Raw genomic sequence first — 18,333 nt, forward strand, 5'->3', positions numbered from 1 at the left:
AAAACAGAAATAAAAACCCCACAGGCTGGCTGTGGGGATGAAAAAAGAAAACGAATTAGCCGTGGCGACGCTCGAAATCGACCATGAAATCCGTCAACGCCTTCACGCCTTCAAGCGGCATTGCGTTATAGATAGAGGCGCGCATTCCGCCCACCACGCGATGACCTTTCAGCGCATGCAAACCCGCAGCGAAAGATTCCTCCAGGAAGACTTTATCAAGCGCGCTGTCCGCTAGCTGGAAAGGCACGTTCATACGTGAACGATTCGATTTCGCCACATCGTTACGGTAGAAATCACTGTTATCAATCACGCCATACAGCAGTTCCGCTTTTTGCTGATTGATTTTGTTCATCGCCGCAACGCCGCCCTGCGCTTTCAGCCATTTGAACACCAGGCCAGAAAGATACCAGGCAAAGGTCGGCGGGGTATTGAACATCGAGTCGTTGTCGTTCAGCACGGTGTAATCAAGGATAGACGGGCAAGCGATGTTCGCTTTACCTAACAGATCTTCACGCACAATCACAATTGTCAGCCCCGCCGGGCCGATGTTTTTCTGCGCCCCGGCGTAGATCACGCCATAACGCGACACATCCAGCGGCGCGGAAAGAATTGTGGATGAGAAATCCGCAGCCACAACGACATCCGAACCAAAATTCGGCGTTTCATCAATTGCGATGCCGTCGATAGTCTCGTTCGGGCAATAATGAACGTAAGCGGCGTTATCAGAAAGCTGCCACTCGCTCATCGGTTTGACCGCACGCAGACCGTCAACCGTGACTTTGGCGTCAATCACGTTTGGCGAACAGTATTTTTTCGCTTCTTTGATGGCGCTGGCCGCCCAGTAACCGGCATCAACGTAATCCGCCGACGTTTTATCGCCCAGAATATTTAACGGAATTGCCGCAAACTGCCCACGGCCGCCGCCGTGGCAGAACAATACTTTGTAGTTGGAGGGGATGCTGAGGAGATCGCGAAAATCCTGTTCCGCTTCCTCTGCGACCTGGATAAATTCTTTGCCGCGGTGGCTAATTTCCATTACTGACGTGCCAAGACCGTGCCAGTCACGCAGATCCTGTTGAGCCAGTTTAAGCACTTCCGCCGGTAGCATTGCCGGACCTGAACTAAAATTGAAGACCTGAGCCATTTCCCCTCACCACGTTGCGTTATTATCGCCTCAACACCCGAACGTCTGCGCAAGGCAGGACGACGGATATTGGGTATAAGTTATTCCTGTGGATATCGGTTTTATCATTCAGTGACACGCGCCGCAATGGGTAAAACTCATCAGGCCAAAAATGCGCGCTACGTCACACAACAGAATCTATCGGATTGACGACATAAAACCGATAGATTCGCTGTCAGGTAGCCCGTTTTACCCGGCTGGCCTTCGACCATTCTGGATTTGCGCCTCGCGGGCGTCATTGACGATCCCCGGCATTCACAGGAACGACGCTACTACGCACTTTTATTTACGCTGCCGGGGCGGCGGCGATAGCGCCGTCAACATAAAACCCGTATCATTGCGCGCTTTCCGTACGACAAAAGTGATTTTCATGACGCAAACATTTATCCTCGGCAAAGACGCCGCCCTGGAAGATTCCATCGCTCGCTTCCAGCAAAAACTGCTCGACCTCGGTTTTCATATTGAAGAGGCCTCCTGGCTGAATCCGGTGCCTAACGTCTGGTCGGTGCATATTCGCGACAAAGAGTGCGCGTTGTGCTTTACCAACGGCAAAGGCGCAACCAAAAAAGCCGCGCTGGCTTCCGCGCTGGGTGAATATTTTGAGCGTCTGTCCACCAACTATTTCTTCGCCGATTTCTGGCTGGGTGAAACCATCGCCAATGGCCCGTTCGTGCATTATCCGAATGAAAAATGGTTCCCGCTAACCGATGACGACGCCCTGCCGGAAGGGTTACTGGATGACCGTCTGCGCGCGTTCTACGACCCGGAAAACGAGCTGGCCGGAAGCATGCTTATCGATCTGCAATCCGGTAACGAAGATCGCGGTATCTGCGGCCTGCCGTTTACCCGCCAGTCTGATAATCACACCGTGTATATTCCGATGAACATTATCGGCAACCTGTACGTTTCCAACGGAATGTCGGCCGGTAACACCCGCAACGAAGCGCGTGTGCAGGGTTTGTCTGAAGTGTTCGAACGTCATGTTAAAAACCGCATCATCGCCGAAAGCATTAGCCTGCCGGAAATTCCAGCCGATGTGCTGGCACGCTACCCGGCAGTGGTAGAGGCCATCGCTAAGCTGGAGGCGGAAGGTTTCCCAATCTTCGCTTATGACGGCTCGCTGGGCGGTCAGTATCCGGTTATCTGCGTCGTCCTGTTCAACCCGGCCAACGGCACCTGCTTCGCCTCCTTCGGCGCGCATCCTGATTTCGGCGTTGCGCTGGAGCGTACCGTCACCGAGCTGTTGCAGGGCCGTGGGCTGAAAGATCTTGATGTCTTTACCCCGCCAACGTTCGACGACGAAGAAGTGGCTGAACATACTAACCTTGAGACGCACTTCATTGACTCCAGCGGTTTGATCTCCTGGGATCTGTTCAAGCAGGATGCCGACTATCCGTTTGCTGACTGGAGTTTCTCCGGCACCACGGAAGAAGAGTTCGCCACGCTGATGGCAATCTTCAATGCGGAAGATAAAGAGGTCTATATTGCCGACTATGAGCACCTCGGCGTTTATGCCTGCCGCATTATTGTGCCGGGCATGTCTGATATTTATCCGGCAGAAGATCTGTGGCTCGCCAACAACAGCATGGGAAGCCATCTGCGCGAAACCCTCCTTGCCCTGCCGGGCAGCGCATGGGAGAAAGAGGCTTACCTCAATCTGATTGAACAATTAGATGAAGAAGGCTTTGATGACTTTACCCGCGTGCGCGAGTTACTTGGTCTGGCGACAGGCCCGGATAATGGCTGGTATACCCTGCGCATCGGTGAGCTTAAAGCAATGCTGGCGCTGGCTGGCGGCGATCTGGAGCAGGCGCTGATCTGGACAGAGTGGACGATGGAATTCAACGCCTCCATCTTTAGCGCTGAACGTGCGAACTACTACCGCTGTCTGCAAACGCTGCTGCTTCTGGCGCAGGAAGAAGACCGCGAACCGCTGCAATACCTGAATGCTTTCGTTCGGATGTATGGCGCCGAAGCTGTTGAAGCGGCCAGCGCGGCACTGAGTGGCGAAGCGGCATTTTATGGGCTGCAAGCGGTTGATAGCGATCTGCATGCTTTCGCCTCACATCAGTCTCTGCTGAAAGCCTATGAGAAATTGCAGCGCGCCAAGGCCGCTCACTGGTCAAAATAGAAGCGAATAACCTACTGTAGGTAGGTTTAAACAATCGACTGAGCTATATTACGGGGCGCTTTATGCGCCCTGTTTTTTTATTTTTTTGGCAAACGAAAATAAATGTAATAACAAGGTTAAATATTGGTAGTTGATATTACAGATATTAATGTGCTGGTGTTACTTTATTTGCCAATTACTCCATTTTAATTAACTGCCATCGGGGAGGCTCAGCGAAAAAATTCAACTCACTTTATAATTTTTAAAATTTATTTTTATTTGGATAATCAAATATTTACACCGCAATCGCGTAAAAACCACGCATCTTGCGGGCCTATAAGCCAGGCGAGATATGATCTATATCAAATTCTCATCTATAATGCTTTGTTAGTATCTCGTCGCCGACTTAATAAAGAGAGAGTTAGTGTGAAAGCTGACAACCCTTTTGATCTATTACTCCCTGCTGCAATGGCCAAAGTGGCCGAAGAGGCAGGTGTCTATAAAGCAACGAAACATCCGCTGAAGACTTTCTATCTGGCGATTACCGCGGGTGTGTTCATTTCCATTGCCTTTGTTTTCTATATCACCGCCACAACCGGTACAGGCACAATGCCTTTTGGTATGGCGAAACTGGTTGGAGGCATCTGCTTCTCGCTGGGGCTGATTCTCTGTGTTATCTGCGGCGCAGATCTTTTCACATCAACAGTGCTGATTGTTGTCGCGAAAGCGAGCGGCCGAATCACATGGGGCCAACTGGCAAAAAACTGGCTCAACGTTTATTTTGGTAACCTGATCGGTTGTCTGCTCTTTGTGTTGTTGATGTGGCTTTCCGGCGAGTATATGACCGCCAACGGCGGATGGGGGCTTAACGTCCTGCAAACCGCCGACCACAAGATGCATCATACTTTTATTGAAGCTGTCTGCCTGGGTATCCTGGCTAACCTGATGGTTTGCCTGGCCGTGTGGATGAGCTACTCGGGTCGTAGCCTGATGGACAAAGCGTTTATCATGGTATTGCCCGTCGCCATGTTTGTTGCCAGCGGTTTTGAGCACAGCATCGCAAACATGTTTATGATTCCGATGGGGATTGTAATCCGTGACTTCGCCACACCGGAATTCTGGGCCGCAGTGGGCTCCAGTCCGGAAAGTTTTTCTCACCTGACCGTGATGAATTTCATCACCGATAACCTGATTCCGGTCACAATCGGTAACATTATCGGCGGCGGTTTATTGGTCGGGTTGACATACTGGGTCATTTACCTGCGTGGCGACGATCATCATTGCTGATGAGCGTTATACGCAGTAAATAAAAAATCCACTTAAGAAGGTAGGTGTTACATGTCCGAGCTTAATGAAAAGTTAGCCACAGCCTGGGAAGGTTTTACCAAAGGTGACTGGCAGAATGAAGTAAACGTCCGTGACTTCATTCAGAAAAACTACACTCCGTACGAGGGTGATGAGTCCTTCCTGGCTGGCGCGACGAATGCGACCACTGCACTGTGGGACAGCGTAATGGAAGGCGTTAAACAGGAAAACCGCACTCACGCGCCTGTTGACTTTGACACCTCCGTTGCTTCTACCATCACTTCTCACGACGCTGGCTACATCAATAAAGCGCTTGAGAAAATCGTTGGTCTGCAAACTGAAGCTCCGCTGAAACGTGCGATCATCCCGTTCGGTGGTATCAAAATGGTTGAAGGTTCCTGCAAAGCGTACAATCGCGAGCTGGACCCGATGCTGAAAAAAATCTTCACCGAATACCGCAAAACCCACAACCAGGGCGTATTCGATGTTTATACCAAAGACATTCTGAACTGCCGTAAATCCGGTGTTCTGACTGGTCTGCCGGATGCGTATGGCCGTGGCCGTATCATCGGTGACTACCGTCGCGTTGCGCTGTACGGTATCGACTTCCTGATGAAAGACAAATACGCCCAGTTCGTCTCTTTGCAGTCTGACCTGGAAAACGGCGTAAACCTGGAAGCGACTATCCGTCTGCGTGAAGAAATTGCTGAACAGCACCGCGCGCTGGGTCAGATCAAAGAGATGGCGGCTAAATACGGCTGCGATATCTCTGGTCCGGCTACCAACGCTCAGGAAGCTATCCAGTGGACCTACTTCGGCTACCTGGCCGCTGTTAAGTCTCAGAACGGCGCAGCAATGTCCTTCGGTCGCGTATCCACCTTCCTGGATGCGTACATCGAACGTGATATCAAAGCAGGCAAAATCACCGAACAAGACGCACAGGAAATGATTGACCACCTGGTCATGAAACTGCGTATGGTTCGCTTCCTGCGTACGCCGGAATACGATGAACTGTTCTCTGGCGACCCGATTTGGGCAACTGAATCTATCGGCGGTATGGGCGTTGACGGCCGTACTCTGGTTACCAAAAACAGCTTCCGCTTCCTGAACACCCTGTACACCATGGGTCCGTCTCCTGAGCCGAACATCACCGTTCTGTGGTCTGAAAAACTGCCGCTGAACTTCAAGAAATTCGCCGCTAAAGTGTCCATCGACACCTCTTCTCTGCAATACGAGAACGATGACCTGATGCGCCCAGACTTCAACAACGATGACTACGCTATCGCTTGCTGCGTAAGCCCGATGGTTGTTGGTAAACAAATGCAGTTCTTCGGTGCGCGTGCAAACCTGGCGAAAACCATGCTGTACGCAATCAACGGCGGCGTTGATGAAAAACTGAAAATGCAGGTTGGTCCTAAATCTGAACCGATCAAAGGCGACGTTCTGAACTTCGACGAAGTGATGGACCGCATGGATCACTTCATGGACTGGCTGGCTAAACAGTATGTCACCGCGCTGAACGTTATCCACTACATGCACGACAAGTACAGCTACGAAGCCTCTCTGATGGCGCTGCACGACCGTGACGTTATCCGCACCATGGCGTGTGGTATCGCAGGTCTGTCCGTTGCTGCTGACTCCCTGTCTGCAATCAAATATGCGAAAGTTAAACCGATTCGTGACGAAGACGGCCTGGCTGTAGACTTCGAAATCGAAGGCGAATACCCGCAGTTTGGTAACAACGACTCTCGCGTTGATGACATGGCGGTTGACCTGGTAGAACGTTTCATGAAGAAAATTCAGAAACTGACCACTTACCGTGGCGCTATCCCGACTCAGTCTGTTCTGACCATCACTTCTAACGTTGTGTATGGTAAGAAAACCGGTAACACCCCAGACGGTCGTCGTGCTGGCGCGCCGTTCGGACCGGGTGCTAACCCAATGCACGGCCGTGACCAGAAAGGTGCTGTTGCCTCTCTGACCTCCGTTGCAAAACTGCCGTTTGCTTACGCTAAAGATGGTATCTCTTACACCTTCTCTATCGTTCCGAACGCTCTGGGTAAAGACGACGAAGTACGTAAAACCAACCTGGCGGGTCTGATGGATGGTTACTTCCACCACGAAGCGTCCATCGAAGGTGGTCAGCACCTGAACGTGAACGTGATGAACCGTGAAATGCTGCTGGACGCGATGGAACACCCGGAAAAATATCCGCAGCTGACCATCCGTGTATCAGGTTACGCAGTACGTTTTAACTCCCTGACTAAAGAACAACAGCAGGACGTTATTACTCGTACCTTCACTCAGACCATGTAATTGGGTTTTGACTGAAATCGTACTGTAAAAAGCGTACAATAAAGGCTCCACGTAAGTGGGGCCTTTTTAACAACTAAGTCTCTTTCGCCAGCTATCTATACTCAATGGATGACTGCCAAAACAGACTCGACACAGTTAATAACTGTGCACTAACACGGCCCCGGATGGGCCACATCTGGAGAAACACCGCAATGTCAGTTATTGGTGACTCTCTATAAGACATAACGTAATGAAATAAAAGGAATTATTTCAAAGCACGTCCACATATTGACCACATCAACGACAAAAGCCCCGATCTCAGGGGCTTTTTTTGTTTGCATAATTGTTAACACCCCCGCTCACATATTTAAGTCGGCCATCGGAAAACCGTCACAACCATCACACCCTATAAAAACAGTCGATATCACCTTGAATTAATTACATAAAAGTTGTGACGGTAAAACCATCACAAAACGTAACATAAAACGTCACACCCAATAAATTCAGTAGGTTATGAAACAGATATGTGATGTTTTTAAACCGTCACACTGTGATGCTCTTGTGATGGTTTTGTGATGGTTTCCTATATGCTAATTTTTTATTATATATCATTAACATATATAACTTTTTAAAACCTTGTGATGTTTGTGACGGTTTTCCGATGCCCCCCCTCAAATTTTAAAAACTTCAGGACTGGCTAAAAATCCCCCTGATTTGTTGGTAGTTATGTTGGTATGAATGTTAGTGATGTGTATCTGTGTAAACAGGAGATAGAACGGTGGGTGGAGACAGAAATGTTAAAGGCCACCGGGGGTGAGCCGGTGGCCTTAGTTACGTTTCCTGACTGCTTACGGTAAGCAGGCCAGAATCAGCTCAATCAAGGCGACCAGCGCCTTTAGAGCGATGACAGCGATTTGTAAAAATCCCTTCACCACGTTGCTCCTGTAGAGGAGCGCGATACCACTGCTAAAGCCTTCACACTGCCTGGTTCGCAGGGGCACATTGTTAGTGGATGTGTACGCGCTCCGGTTGAGGCTCTGAACCGACACCACTCGTAATTCAGCCAGGGCTTGAACATATTGTCACATGCCCGCGACGTGTCGGAACGCGCTACCACTAACGACACGGATTATAGGGAGACAGGAAAGAAATTCAAAGGATTAAGTCAGAGAGGGCAGAAATGAAAAAACCCAACTGGTGAGGTTGGGTTCTTTCATTTCGTACTGATTGGTTGTGGAGCCTCAACCGAAGCGCGTACACATCCACTAACAGGGACAAGTGTACTCACTGGGAACGGATGTTGCAAACTTCATTAGCCTATATAAGCCTCAGCAGGCATCTACAAGCCCCATATCATTCTGTGAAACATATTTCAGTTCTGCACTTAACCTCTGCTTTGCTCCAGACCGCGCCAGTCAAGGGTTTGCTACACGTCTCCATGTACGTGATCCTGCGGTGACTGTTACGTAAAAAATCACGTAATCACACCTCATCCCGCATGGCGCAAGGCTTTACCTTCTTCCGCAAGCTGCCGACAATCGCCAAAAAACTGAAATCTTTGAAATCTGTTTCACACATTTCAGTTAGCGATCGGTCGTCAAAGCCCCAGCGCTGGCGCGGTCTGCCGAGGTGTATTGTACCCCCGGAAAAACTGAAATCATTTTCTACACGAAAACCGCAGGCGGGTGCGGTGTAGCGCCGTTTTCGTCACTTCCGCCGTTATTTCGCCGCCGTCAGGATGCGCAGGCGCAAGCGTGCGCCGCTGCGCTGAATGAGGGAATGGATTTGTTCAGGCGTGATAAAGCGACGCTCTGAAAGCGTTCTGCGACGTTTGGGATGTGTACAAAAAACCCGCTACAGTGAGCGGGTGGGAAGGGTGTTTTACTTACCGATTACAGGGGAGTATTTATCGTTCAGCATGCCGGCTTGTGTGCCGGTGCCGCGAATGTCGCCGGCGTTCATTGGTGCGCCCGTGTTGCTGTGCGTATGGCTGGCCGTCAGTTCAGCCAGCTGCTTTACCACATCAAGTGTATCCAGCATCAGTTGTGCCACGTTAATGCTGCCGGAACCGATCCACACCACCGGCGCGATAATCTGCTGTTGTACGGCCGCAACGCTTTTTCGAATCTGGCCAATCTGCTCCGTCAGGTTCTTCCCGATCGTAACGGTGACGTTTTCGGTCACGGCCATTTCATCGCTACCGCCGATAGTGGCCAGCCGGCTACCCTGAATCGCCTGGCTAAACTTGCCAGTGCTGACCTGCTGAATGGCTCCGGCCATCAGCGTGGATGTGCCGATAACGCTGGTTTTATCCGTGGCCTTAATGGTCGTGTCGCGGCTTACCAGCTCCCTGTTTTCAGTATCGGCCTTAACGGTTCTGGCCATCGATGTTTCACTAATTGTCTGGTCAGTCTGTCGTACCCAGTCCCCTGCCTGCGTCACGCGCTGGGAGACTTCAGCCCGCTGCTGCTGGAGCTGCTCGCCGGGTTTGATATCAGGCAGGCTGGTACCATCCGGCACAGTCTGGCGGATAAAAGGTTTATCCGGGCGCCCATCGGTAAACGCCACTTCTACCAGAGTTCCTTCCGGTGGGAACTGATACATGCCGGAATCATTACCGGCCATCGGTACCGGAAGTGGAACAGCAGAATACACTGGCGTCTGTGCGTCGGGCTTTCCGTCTGCGTCAAGCAGTTGCACGTCCACGGCATAGCGCGGACGGAACGGATCTGAAAAATTCCCGCTTTTAACAGCTTCTGTCGGTGCAATGACGCGGGCGAACTTTGGCAAATGCAACCCGGACGCCAGCTCCGGGAAATGGCTTTCAATCTGCCGCTGTACTGGCGATTTCTGCAATGGCTGGCCTGTTGCCCGGTTACGCGGCGTCCAGGTAACGGCCATCGTGTCATTAGTCAGGTGAACCTTTGTTACACGCTCGCCGTTCATTTCAACCCCCGGCCGCAGGCTCTGGACAACCGGTAATGTCATGGTATTGCCGCCAGCAGCCCCCTGGCTAAATTCGGCCGGAATATCCACCGGCTTGCCGGCAAAGAGTGACTTTTCCGCGCCTCCCACATACAGCCCGCCATCAGGCAACTGGTACCAGATGTAATCCGTGATACCAAAGGCTTTACCCAGATTATTCAGCAGCTGATACCCGCTGCCGCTGTGGGTAAAGTGGGGGATCGGTTTATCCGCGTAATCGGCATCGGGTACCGTCACCGTAAGGCCGCTGTTCTCTTCCAGCCAGCCGGCGACGCTACGCAGCGTCGGGTGCTGAAGTGAACATGGCCACAGACGTTCAAACACGCCAACCAGCTCACGAACAAAAAGCCGCTGAAAGCCGTTATCTGCCGGCTGTGATCGTTCCACATACCCCGTAAACCACCGCAAGAGAAGGTCGGTATACCCGACATCAAGACGTACCAGCTTGCCGGTATAGTCCTGGTCAGTTTCGGCCGTAATAAACCCCCGGCCGCAGCTGTTCAGTTCCAGTACCAGGCTGGCATCAGCAAGATGCACCTCATCAGTTGACAGGTACAGGCGTTTTATCGGTTTCATCCTTACCCCAGCGCATCGTTGACGGGTTTCAGAACTTTGCGCTCAAACCACGTCATTTTCTCATCATCTTCATCAGCTGACTGACCAGCGCTGCCGGCAGCGCCTCCCTGCTTTTTCGCCGTTGATTTACTGCTCGCCCTCGCCTCGCGTTTTTCCTGGACGCTGATATGCTCGGTCAGCGTAAATGTCACCAGCCATGACATTTTCCCGTCCAACTGGGGAGCATCGAGCGTGCCGGTGAAGGTGGCTTCACGAAAATTGACGGCACGCGCCTGCTCATGGGCGACGCGATACTTCTGGCGCTGGCCGCTGGCATCAGTAGCGCTGGCCAGCTCAAAGATGCGGCGCAATATCTCTTTATTTTTGAAAGGAACCTCGCCGGATACGCGCAGCTCTTTACCCTTCATGCCCTGCTCGGACTTCGTTGTAGAGCTGGTCTGCCCGGACTGGTCTTTGTCCTGAAACTGCTGCGTTATCGTTACGCGCATGTTTTTCAGCTGGATCGCCTCTCCGTTAAGCGCCAGCGTCGGGTTCGAGGTCATGTATCATTCCTTTTATGCCGTCGAGGTTGTCACCAGTCAGCATCATCGCCGCAGTGTAGATCGCTGATTGCAACGGGATGCCTTTTACCAGATCCAGAATAGTGGTGGATAAATCGCCACTGGCGGTAAATACCCACGCCCTTGCACTTTTTCCCTGCAACTCAGCCAGATCGTTAGCGATATCACTCAGCAGGCCATCGCGCAGGCGGGCAAAGTCGTCCAGTTGTTTCTGAAGCGCCCCGATATCCACCACCGCAGCCGCTTCTTCCTGCGCTTTTTTGATTGCCGCTGCCGCAAGCGCTGCCCTGTTGGTCGGTACTGACAGAGGAAGTGCATCAGCCAGTCCGGCACTGTATTTTGCCGGGATTTGCATCTTTTCCATCGCCAGTTCTGCGGCTGAAAGTGCCAGGCGTTTTACCTGGGTAAACGCCGGTGCCGGAAAAACATCAACCAACTGGCTAAGGCTGCTCATAAAGCTGTCATGCGTCTGGCCGGCAACCATCATAATGACCACATCAGCGTTTCCGCCTGTACCTGCCAGCTTTTCAGCCAGATAAGAAATGGCGTTAACAGGGCTAAGATATGCGCCATTCTCTGTCTGCTGCCCAAGACCATAAACCCACGGATGCGCCGGCACGATGGAGCAATTCAGCGCCGCAACCGAATCATCAAATGCCAGACGCGCTTCACGCCACACTTTCTGGTACCTCCGGCCAGGCAATATCTGGCGCATCGACTGGCTTAATGCGATTAAGCAGAACCCGGTACTTTTTCCATTCCAGTAAAAGCGCGGATTCTTCTTCCGTTGCCTCCCCAATATCTACCGCATCCTGCAACGGCGCGATTGCAGCGGCTGCGGCTGACAATAATTCAGTTTTCTTTGCCTCCGCCCGTTCGACTAATTCATTTTGCGAATACTGGCGCGGCTGGATTTTTCCGTCTTTAAATACCCATTCTCCTGAAATATCCGCCATTTTATTTTTTGCCGTGGCTTTAACTTCCACAATGCTAAAATCTCGCGGGTAAATAGCTGTCACATCATTGCTGATACAACGAATAATTCCCGCTTCGTCATATGCCACTTTCAATGTATCAGGAAGAAAAGCGGCTTGTGATTCGTACCAGTCCCGACCATCGTCAGAGATAAAAAACTCTGCGCCATGCTCATCCATTAAGAACAAATTATATGCGTCGTCTGGAGTATATTTTTTTAAATTTTTAAGATGCTGCATTTTATTCCCCTGATTACGTAGCTACATTTACCCAGGTGCCGTTAATATTCCGCTGGAGATACCTGACAAGCAGAGAACCAACGTTTGAACTTCCGCCTACCATTGCAATTGCAGTCGCAAACGCCGCGTCATTTGACGAATAACCACCACCATCTCGAAATTCACGAACCTGAGTTGCGCTTACACGAATCCCCTGCAAATAGCGTGAATCAGACTGCGCCTTTGTATAAGCCTCTCCTGAGGGCGTGTAATTCCCTTTTGCCTGGTAACGTAAATCAAAATTACCGTAGTCCAATGGCACAAATTGCCTGTTTGTTGTTACATTTTTTCCGGCTGGCAAGCTGATTAAAATTGAGCCATCTTCATTTAAATTTATGCCATTGCTACCTTTATAATTATATAGTGCGACAGCATAGCCAGCCCCGCCCCGTCCAACATAGAAAAGATTACCTCCATTTTCATCAACACCCAGCATATAAAGAGATAAGTTAGGTGACGCATTCTTAATAGTAATTGCGGCATTATTTCTTTTTACCGTCACCGGCCCCTGCACTTCACCACCTGATACAGGAAGCGCCCCAACATCGCCAGCAGTGGGTTTATTCGCGGGATTGTAATCAATATTCCACTCCACATCTGTAGTTGGCCCCGTTGTCCATTCCTGCCGAATAGCGACTTCGCCACGATGTGAATAATAGTGCTGAAGCCATGAGTTTTCGCTCAACATGACAAACATATATCCATAGCCATACAGCTTTGTACCATTCGGACGCGCAGGAAAATCTGACATAGCAGCAGGATTCGTAACAACAACGCGCCACCATCCCCCCTTATTTGCTGCTGCCATCGTCGCGCCATCCCTGATAACTCCGTTAACTTCGACAGGCATTGCACCAACATCATTAAACGATAAATCAATATCATCAGATAATTGATAACCATTAATTTCTGTTGTTTTCGGGACGCCACCGATATTTGATAATGACTTTGCTTTATCGTTAATATCAGAAAGGTTTTTATCTTTACGGACAAAATCACTATTTGCCTGTTGTTCTCCCAGGGTGCCTTTTGGCCGCAAATCTGTGATATTCCCGTTGGCGTCAATGCTGGCCAGCGCAAAAACGTAATGCTTCACGCCGTTCTGCTCGTAGTCTGACAGGTTAGCAGCTACTGTAACTTTGCTTTGCACAGCCCAGACACTGGTCAGTGCTCCCGTCCAGCATACATCCAGCCAGATTTTGACAGGCTTTGTTGTTACTGTGATGTTCTGGTTCGCTGCCAGCACCGCCCGCAGCCCCGCCACATATCCCGCGCCTTTGGTAACAAAAAACTGATTGCCGGTTTTACCAACCAGCCAGCCATCACCGAAGAAAGCCGCAGTCCCGTAAAGGTCGGTATTTTCCAGCCGCTGACGCTCATCCATCCCCGCCATCCGGGCGGTGAAGTCAATCTGCCATGTCTCAGCCGGCGTGTTAATGGCCGTTTCAGTCTGTGCGCCAGTAAACTCCATGAGGAAAGAACGGGTCAGAACGTTGCCCTGCTGCCCTTCTTTCGTCTTCAGCTTCTGCTGTTCAGGGGCATGTACGATCATAGCCAGCGTGCCGGTGGCCTTATTTGTCAGCCCGATCCAGTTGAAGGAGAAATCGCCCACATCCGCACCCAGCACCGCCGAATGCACAACAGCATTTTCATTTACCACCCCTTTACGGGTGACGGGTTCACGATGAACAATCTGCGCGGCCGGTGGCAATGTTTCGCTGCGATCGACAGGTAAATCCGGGTCAAGCCCCGGAACCAGCGCGAAAACAAACTCGTCGAGCAGGACAGGCTCACCCGTTGCAGCCTGCTGCGCTTTCCACTGCTCAAATGCCAGCGTTATCGCCGTCTGTGACATAAAAATTACTCTCCCTGTAAGCTCGCGCTGAATGTTGCGCTGCTGGTTTCGGTGCCGGCAATCCTCGCCGGATAAACAACATATTCACCCTGATCCCATCCTGCCCGGATGGATAAATTTTCGGAGGTGATGACCTCAAACTGATAGCGCCGGCATGTACGGCCGTATTGTCGGATAATCTGGATCATCAACTCGGTGTTATCCGATATCTGACCGTCGGTGACGCGAACCAGTATCACGTCCCAGTCAATCCCCGGCTGGCGCTCTATCAGTTCGACGTAGCCAATCCCCAGCCGGTCAAAAATGTTAATAAACCCCTCAACAGAACCAGCGTCGGCTGCATTCACAAAAGCGTAAGCAACGCGCCGGCGAAACAGTTTCAGCGGTTCGCCGTTAAAACGGCTGATATCTCTGTCCCAGGCAATAAGACTCAGTATCGCCTCATTGCAGGTCAGCGGATCAAACTGGCGCAGCGGCCACGTAATCCAGCTGTAAACGTCCGCCCAGAAGGTTTTCGCCGCTTTCAGGAGCTTTTGCGGCTCGCCCTTGTCCATCCATGACGGCAGCACCATGCTGGCCAGTTTTTTCAGAAAATCATTCATCCTGTAATTCCACTGTCAGCACGTTAAGTCTCGGTACACTCAGTTCACTGGTGATATCTTTCAGCGAAAACTCCAGCGAATCCGCATCCGGGAACGTCTTATGGATCTCCCGCCCCAGTTGTGAGAAGGAAAAACGCGAGTATGGCCATGTCTTCTTCACGTCATAGTCCGTATTCTCACGAAAGGCACAACGCACAAGGTTTTCAACCCCTTTTTTCAGGCTGTCACGCTGCTCCTGCTCGATATTGCTCAGGTTTTTGACAAAGACCGTGACAGCCAGATCGTGGCGGGTTTCCGGCATGGCGAAACACTGCATATCATCGCCGTGGCCATGATGTCCCTGCGTGTTGATATAGTCGTTGACGGCATCAATAAAAGGGTCGGACGCAACCCCGCTGTCCAGCAGAAGATACGCGTTCGCGGTACCAGGCCCGCGCGGTGCGTCATGCTCAAAGAAAATCCTGTCAATGCTCAGGCCGGCCACGCCGGCAATCATCGAGCGGTAAACCGCATCGGTGTGATAGTTGCCAACCAGGTTAAACTGATTGCGGCAGCGTTCGCGCAGTTCGTCGTCGCTCTCCTCGTCAGCTCCCGGCACAGTCAGCCAGTTTTCTTCACTGGCAACGTGGCTGATACCATCCACCGCCACCGGCAAAATACGGTAGTATCCCGGCGCAAGGTTATATGCGCCCCCCGTTCCCGTCGCTTTCACGGCCAGCAATGAACTGGCGGTACCGGAAGGGATCGTCACATCCGCAACGGTGGATAATGCGTAGACTTTCCCGTTGATACGCTCCGTCTGTACTACCGTGCCGGCTTTCACCGTCACCACCTGCTTGACATCCTCCTTGAAGAAACGGATCACACCCTCGGCCGCGCTGGCCGGTTTTGGCGTGACGTTCACCGCCCAGGCCAGCAGGCGCAGCATCTGGCCGGTGGCGGTGGCCACAAACATACCAGGCATTACTACCGCAACCAGCGCATCCTTCAGCCACATCACCGGCGCGGTTACAATCGCAGTAATCAGCCGCCAGAACGGCGACATGCGGGACGTATTAGTAATCAGCCCTTCATCGGCCACAACGGTATTAAAACGGGTACGCACCTCTTCTTCCGTGGTCGGCATCCCGCTGGCTTTTACCACCTCTTCAAAATCGACCTGCGGCTTTTCCGTCATAAGTTCACCTGATAAGTAATACTGCCAAAATCATACGTACCGGCTGTCACCCACAGACGTTTAGCGCTTTCCTCGCTGATTTCTACCGTACCCGGCACAATGCGATCGTCACTTTCAACCAGCAGTTCCAGTTGGGTAAAAATATCCGCGCGTAAAGTCGGGCTGCGCTCGGCAATTAATTGCGTAGCGAGGCCACTTTCGATAATTGAATGAACAACATCCTGCCCGATACTTTTACGGTTATTACACAGCTCAGGTTCACTACCCGTATTAAGTACGAAGTTACGCCCTTCAATAAGCAGGTCGATATAAAGTAAATCACTCATTAATTAAGCTCCTGCCATTCCATTAGCAGACCCGGCGTAAATGGCTGTTCGCTATGGAAATGCACTTCGCCAATGTTTTTGCTGTTATCCGTTACCGACTTTGAATTTTTGCTGATAGTGCTGCTGATACCGCCCCGTTCAATGCCTTTTAATTCTCCGCCAGTGGAAAGAGTATTGCCCGTCAGCGCCGGCTGGCCTTCACTGGCCATTGAAATACTGACGCCGGGTATCTTGTTGAGCTTTTCAACGATCCAGTTCCAGGACTTCAGGAACCCGCCTTTGATGGTCTGCCAGACGTTATCAAACATCGTCACAATACCGCTGGCCATGCCGCCCAACGCCTTTGACGGAGAAAACCCGTAGAGCAACGCAATGAAGCTGTTCCAGCCGGCGATGACGGAATCCCATGCTGAAGTAAACACACCGGCCAGCCACTTCACCACGTCCGCCGCAGCCTTAAAGGCGGCGCTGTCCATCACAGCGGCTTTGATGGCATCCCAGTGTTTAACCAGCAGGTAACAGCCCACAACCAGCGCGGCAATCGCACCGATGACCAACAGCACCGGCCAGCTCATCAGGTTGATACTGATGCCTGCCAGTATCGCGACCATGCGTACCGCCAGCAGAGCGCCCCGCAGGGTTTTCAGCACAATGTTCCAGGCTAAAACCGCTTTCTGCGCAAGCCAGACAACCACGGTGTAAGACTTCACGACTGCAACCAGCAAACGCCAGATACCAGTCAGCCCCGTTATGATGAATGCAGAAACACCCATTACGATATTTGCTGTCGCCCCCACGGCGGCAAAGCCCAGCAACGTCATGGATGCATAGCCGATAACGCGCGCGATATTGGGAAACATCTGCATCCAGCGCGCGAAGGTCTGCCCCATATCGGCCAGCCGGTTCAGTACCGGATACAGAACGGGGATCAACGTCAGGCCAATCACCGTCTGAATGGCTTTCAGGATTTGCACAAAGCGATCCCACGGCTTCACCATTTTTGCCGCCATTTCCTGCGTGCGCTTCAGTCCGTCAGCACCGCCCAGCTCAGTGATATTGCGTTGCAGTAAGGCAACGTTGCCATACAGCTGTTTGACCACGGCGGAACTGTCACCAAAGGCGGCATCCAGCTCCGCCTGCGCTTTCAGGTTGCCATCCAGGCTTTTGCCGTACTTGTTCTGGAGCTTCGTCAGCATGTCCGGCATTGACAGCATTTTGCCGTTCACGTCGGTAAACGAAAGTCCGAGCTTTTTAGCGCCATCAATCGCGCCGGTCATAAAGCCCTCGTAGGCGCTACTGGCCTCCGTTCCCAGCGTGCGTTGCAGTTGCCCCAGCACCGCCAGCTGTTCGTCCATCCCGACACCGTAGTTAGTCCCGACGCCTCGCGCACCTTCCATCAGGTCTTTGATGGCTCCCATCTCGGTACCGAAGGTTTTGCGCATGTACACCATCTTTCCCGCCAGCTGTTCGGCAAAGGGGACTTTCCCAAGCCTTGTCGCTTCAGCGGAAAAGTTGCCGTACATCTGCCCCATAAACTCCGTTGTTTCGGCGGCGGTGGATTTCATGGCAAAAGCCAGCGTATTGGCGACCTTCGTCACTTTCGGTAACTCGGTACTGCTCAGGCCGGCAATGGAGGCGTTAATGTCTTCCGTTGACTTCACGAACTCCACCGCGCTGGCGCCGTAGGTCATGCTGAATCGCAGTGCGTCACGCTGCACGGTTTTCAGCGATGTATCGTCAATCCCTTTGGCGGCGGCATCATTCAGCGCATCGTACATTTCCAGAGCAGGCGATAACGCGCCTTTGATTGCCATTCCGGTACCTGCCAGCGCCAGCACACCGCCGCCAATACGCATAAAGGACGCTTTTGATTTTTCCGCAAAACCTGTGACGCTGCCCTGAGCCTGTTTTAACGGGCGGGTCAGTTTATCAATCAGGCTTAATGTAAAATCTAATTGTTTCATTCCGTGCCTTTAAAAGCAGTGTTAATTCCGTTAGCCACTGCAATACGCATATATTCCCAGTGACGATTATCCAGCCAGACAGCAGCGGAAATATCATCCACGGTATCTTCTCCATGCGGGAGATAATGACGACGCAATATTA

14 protein-coding genes are annotated in these 18,333 nt (G+C 51.7%); 3 read left to right on the forward strand and 11 right to left on the reverse strand.

Annotated elements, in window-relative coordinates; genetic code table 11:
• Window positions 1-55 precede the first annotated feature (55 nt).
• A complete protein-coding gene (gene serC, locus FD428_RS13480; RefSeq protein WP_012133020.1) occupies window positions 56-1,144 on the reverse strand; it encodes a 3-phosphoserine/phosphohydroxythreonine transaminase in 1,089 nt (362 codons plus the stop codon).
• 409 nt (window positions 1,145-1,553) lie between these two features.
• On the opposite strand from serC, the gene ycaO reads away from it, so the two are divergent.
• From ycaO to pflB, 3 genes are all read left to right on the forward strand, one after another.
• Window positions 1,554-3,314: a 30S ribosomal protein S12 methylthiotransferase accessory factor YcaO gene (ycaO, locus tag FD428_RS13485; protein ID WP_114848424.1), complete on the forward strand. Its 1,761-nt coding sequence runs from the start codon at window positions 1,554-1,556 to the stop codon at window positions 3,312-3,314.
• 405 nt (window positions 3,315-3,719) lie between these two features.
• A complete protein-coding gene (focA, locus tag FD428_RS13490) occupies window positions 3,720-4,580 on the forward strand; it encodes a formate transporter FocA (protein WP_024130478.1) in 861 nt (286 codons plus the stop codon).
• A gap of 51 nt (window positions 4,581-4,631) precedes the next feature.
• Complete coding sequence (gene pflB / locus FD428_RS13495) at window positions 4,632-6,914, forward strand: formate C-acetyltransferase (protein ID WP_012133023.1); 2,283 nt, start codon at window positions 4,632-4,634, stop codon at window positions 6,912-6,914.
• Window positions 6,915-8,774: 1,860 nt separating this feature from the next.
• Here pflB and FD428_RS13500 read toward each other — a convergent pair.
• The 10 genes from FD428_RS13500 to FD428_RS21960 are packed head-to-tail and all read right to left on the reverse strand — an operon-like array spanning window position 8,775 to window position 18,328.
• On the reverse strand, window positions 8,775-10,454 hold the full coding sequence (locus FD428_RS13500) for a hypothetical protein (protein WP_114848426.1): 1,680 nt from the start codon (window positions 10,452-10,454) through the stop codon (window positions 8,775-8,777).
• 2 nt (window positions 10,455-10,456) lie between these two features.
• Window positions 10,457-10,996 (reverse strand): hypothetical protein, encoded by a 540-nt coding sequence (locus FD428_RS13505; protein ID WP_114848427.1) that lies wholly within the window; start codon window positions 10,994-10,996, stop codon window positions 10,457-10,459.
• Window positions 10,968-11,693, reverse strand: a complete 726-nt coding sequence (locus FD428_RS13510) for a hypothetical protein (protein ID WP_114848428.1) — start codon at window positions 11,691-11,693, stop codon at window positions 10,968-10,970. Before FD428_RS13510 ends, FD428_RS13505 begins: the two co-directional genes overlap by 29 nt.
• The gene (locus FD428_RS13515) at window positions 11,683-12,228 is read right to left on the reverse strand and encodes a tail fiber assembly protein (RefSeq protein ID WP_114848429.1); all 546 of its coding nucleotides are present in this window, start codon (window positions 12,226-12,228) and stop codon (window positions 11,683-11,685) included. The genes FD428_RS13510 and FD428_RS13515 overlap by 11 nt, the downstream gene beginning before the upstream one ends.
• Window positions 12,229-12,241: 13 nt before the next feature.
• On the reverse strand, window positions 12,242-14,122 hold the full coding sequence (locus FD428_RS13520; protein ID WP_114848430.1) for a phage tail protein: 1,881 nt from the start codon (window positions 14,120-14,122) through the stop codon (window positions 12,242-12,244).
• Between the two features lie 5 nt (window positions 14,123-14,127).
• The gene (locus tag FD428_RS13525; RefSeq protein ID WP_114848431.1) at window positions 14,128-14,724 is read right to left on the reverse strand and encodes a phage tail protein; all 597 of its coding nucleotides are present in this window, start codon (window positions 14,722-14,724) and stop codon (window positions 14,128-14,130) included.
• The gene (locus FD428_RS13530) at window positions 14,717-15,901 is read right to left on the reverse strand and encodes a baseplate J/gp47 family protein (protein WP_114647431.1); all 1,185 of its coding nucleotides are present in this window, start codon (window positions 15,899-15,901) and stop codon (window positions 14,717-14,719) included. The genes FD428_RS13525 and FD428_RS13530 overlap by 8 nt, the downstream gene beginning before the upstream one ends.
• Window positions 15,898-16,227: a DUF2590 family protein gene (locus FD428_RS13535; RefSeq protein WP_114647432.1), complete on the reverse strand. Its 330-nt coding sequence runs from the start codon at window positions 16,225-16,227 to the stop codon at window positions 15,898-15,900. The genes FD428_RS13530 and FD428_RS13535 overlap by 4 nt, the downstream gene beginning before the upstream one ends.
• The gene (locus FD428_RS13540) at window positions 16,227-18,191 is read right to left on the reverse strand and encodes a phage tail tape measure protein (protein ID WP_114848432.1); all 1,965 of its coding nucleotides are present in this window, start codon (window positions 18,189-18,191) and stop codon (window positions 16,227-16,229) included. Before FD428_RS13540 ends, FD428_RS13535 begins: the two co-directional genes overlap by 1 nt.
• Complete coding sequence (locus FD428_RS21960) at window positions 18,188-18,328, reverse strand: hypothetical protein (protein ID WP_371417094.1); 141 nt, start codon at window positions 18,326-18,328, stop codon at window positions 18,188-18,190. The genes FD428_RS13540 and FD428_RS21960 overlap by 4 nt, the downstream gene beginning before the upstream one ends.
• Window positions 18,329-18,333 lie beyond the last annotated feature (5 nt).

Source organism: Citrobacter sp. TBCP-5362 (genome assembly GCF_005406305.1).
Taxonomy (GTDB): domain Bacteria; phylum Pseudomonadota; class Gammaproteobacteria; order Enterobacterales; family Enterobacteriaceae; genus Citrobacter_B; species Citrobacter_B koseri.

Excerpts from the sequence above, each read along its gene's own strand:
- ycaO (WP_114848424.1), top strand. The coding sequence starts at position 1,554 with ATGACGCAAACATTTATCCTCGGCAAAGACGCCGCCCTGGAAGATTCC.
- FD428_RS13525 (WP_114848431.1), bottom strand. The coding sequence starts at position 14,724 with ATGAATGATTTTCTGAAAAAACTGGCCAGCATGGTGCTGCCGTCATGG.
- FD428_RS13505 (WP_114848427.1), bottom strand. The coding sequence starts at position 10,996 with ATGACCTCGAACCCGACGCTGGCGCTTAACGGAGAGGCGATCCAGCTG.
- serC (WP_012133020.1), bottom strand. The coding sequence starts at position 1,144 with ATGGCTCAGGTCTTCAATTTTAGTTCAGGTCCGGCAATGCTACCGGCG.
- pflB (WP_012133023.1), top strand. The coding sequence starts at position 4,632 with ATGTCCGAGCTTAATGAAAAGTTAGCCACAGCCTGGGAAGGTTTTACC.
- FD428_RS13530 (WP_114647431.1), bottom strand. The coding sequence starts at position 15,901 with ATGACGGAAAAGCCGCAGGTCGATTTTGAAGAGGTGGTAAAAGCCAGC.
- FD428_RS13515 (WP_114848429.1), bottom strand. The coding sequence starts at position 12,228 with ATGCAGCATCTTAAAAATTTAAAAAAATATACTCCAGACGACGCATAT.
- FD428_RS13540 (WP_114848432.1), bottom strand. The coding sequence starts at position 18,191 with ATGAAACAATTAGATTTTACATTAAGCCTGATTGATAAACTGACCCGC.
- FD428_RS13520 (WP_114848430.1), bottom strand. The coding sequence starts at position 14,122 with ATGTCACAGACGGCGATAACGCTGGCATTTGAGCAGTGGAAAGCGCAG.
- FD428_RS13500 (WP_114848426.1), bottom strand. The coding sequence starts at position 10,454 with ATGAAACCGATAAAACGCCTGTACCTGTCAACTGATGAGGTGCATCTT.
- FD428_RS13535 (WP_114647432.1), bottom strand. The coding sequence starts at position 16,227 with ATGAGTGATTTACTTTATATCGACCTGCTTATTGAAGGGCGTAACTTC.